This window comes from Faecalibacterium sp. BCRC 81149 (genome assembly GCF_022750605.1).
Taxonomy (GTDB): domain Bacteria; phylum Bacillota; class Clostridia; order Oscillospirales; family Ruminococcaceae; genus Faecalibacterium; species Faecalibacterium duncaniae.
This window is the reverse complement of the sequence record NZ_QXJA01000039.1, coordinates 1-1,547: the sequence shown is the minus strand read 5'-3', so window position 1 is coordinate 1,547 and position 1,547 is coordinate 1. Positions and strand designations below refer to the sequence as shown.

Annotated in this window: 3 protein-coding genes; 2 read left to right on the top strand and 1 reads right to left on the bottom strand. The window is 46.7% G+C overall.

The genetic code is table 11. The features are described 5' to 3' along the window. A partial coding sequence (locus D3F01_RS15815; protein ID WP_242889612.1) for an ABC transporter permease occupies positions 1-419 on the top strand: 419 nt, incomplete at its 5' end. A gap of 470 nt (positions 420-889) precedes the next feature. Here D3F01_RS15815 and D3F01_RS15810 read toward each other — a convergent pair. Further along, positions 890-1,039, bottom strand: coding sequence for a hypothetical protein (locus D3F01_RS15810; protein ID WP_242889610.1), 150 nt, complete (start codon positions 1,037-1,039; stop codon positions 890-892). Between the two features lie 30 nt (positions 1,040-1,069). Between D3F01_RS15810 and D3F01_RS15805 the strand changes: the two genes are divergently transcribed. Continuing rightward, the gene (locus D3F01_RS15805) at positions 1,070-1,501 is read left to right on the top strand and encodes a sigma-70 family RNA polymerase sigma factor (protein WP_097771745.1); all 432 of its coding nucleotides are present in this window, start codon (positions 1,070-1,072) and stop codon (positions 1,499-1,501) included. Positions 1,502-1,547: the final 46 nt, after the last annotated feature.

Genomic DNA, 1,547 nt, shown 5'->3' with positions numbered 1-1,547 from the left:
ATTCTTTTGCGTTTGGCAGTATGGAGATACTTTCATGGTTGGTATTTCTCTTTGGCGTTATCAACCTTATCAATACGACACTCTCTAACCAGATAGCCCGAAAGCAGGAAAACAGTATTCTGCGTTCTATCGGCCTAACACAAAAACAGCTATGTAAAATGAACATCTGTGAGGGGCTGTGCTATGCGCTCTTTGCAACATTGGTGACGCTGATCGTTGGGCTTCCGGCTTCCATCTTTGCTTGCAGAAAAATGAGTATAGGAGCTTTTGCCGGAAATGTAGTGCCTTACAAATTCCCGGTTTTGGAAATGGGACTGTTCATTCTGGTATTGTTCGGAATGGAACTGATCTTGTCTGTATGGACAATCCGCAGACAGAAAAAGCAATCCCTGATTGAACAAATGCGGGCGATGGAATAACCGTATGGGATCGGCGGGGCGGCGTGTGCTGCCCCGCTTTTTTCGCCATTTCTCAAAAAATTTTTTGAAATGTCCGAGCGTTGTAACAATTCAGCCTGTTTTTCTGTCGAAAATTAGTTCTGCTCGGACATTTCTGTGACATTTGGATTTTATAATAATCCTCATAAAGAAAAATAGCCTGTTAGCAAGCTGCCGCACGACGGCAAAAGAAAAAAGCCGTCGTACAGCAGACACATCCGTGCGCCCATTTTGAACCGGCGGCTTTTGAGAAAATCAAGGCCGCCGGTTCTTTTTGCGTATCAGAGCGTTTCATCGTCTGTATGGCGGCCATAGGAGGATGCCGCCATGCGCCTGATATTCTATCGACCGTTCAATCTTGACCTATCAAAAAAAGCCTTGCTCCCGCACAGGGTCAGCAGGGCTTTTACTATGTACTATACAATGTAGCTGCTACGCGTTTAATACTGCCATTATGCCCGGTTGGCCGTTTTCGGTTTGCTGGGCTTTTCTGTTGCCACCTGAAAATCTGCCTGCTTCAAAAAATATTTTTGGAAATTTTCAAAAAAGCAGGCAGAATCGGGTGTTTCAGGTGTCATATTAGCGGAAAGGGAAAAATCCACCCGACATCCCCACGGAAAGGGGGTGAGAAGATGGAAGCTATCCCTCGCAACGATGGCGAACAGTACCGATTCGATGCGTTCTGCAAAGCGGTACTGCGAAATGAGGCCCGGAACTATCACCGAAATAAGAAACGCTTGCTTGACCGTGAAAAGTCATTCAGCGTTCTTTCGTTGGAAGAACTGGGGCAGCTCACGAGTGTAGACCATTATCCAAGTGAAGAATTTGTATTTTCATCCTACGGCTGTGATCTGCACATCGACAATGAACTTGTTGCCAATGCGTTTGCCGCTCTGCCAAAGCAAGAACAAAGCATTCTGATTCTGTTTTGCGTTCTGGAACTGGGCGATGGCGAGATTGGCGACCTCATGGGAATGTCCCGAAGTGCTGTACAGCGCCACCGGACAAAAACGCTGAACGAGCTGCAAAAAAAGCTAAAGGCGCACTTGCCGGAGGGAGGTTAGGCGTAAATGAACTCCTATGAACACACGAGCAGAGAGTTTTTACCGC

Coding starts and splice junctions, on each gene's coding strand:
- D3F01_RS15805 (WP_097771745.1), top strand. CDS start 1,070: ATGGAAGCTATCCCTCGCAACGATGGCGAACAGTACCGATTCGATGCG.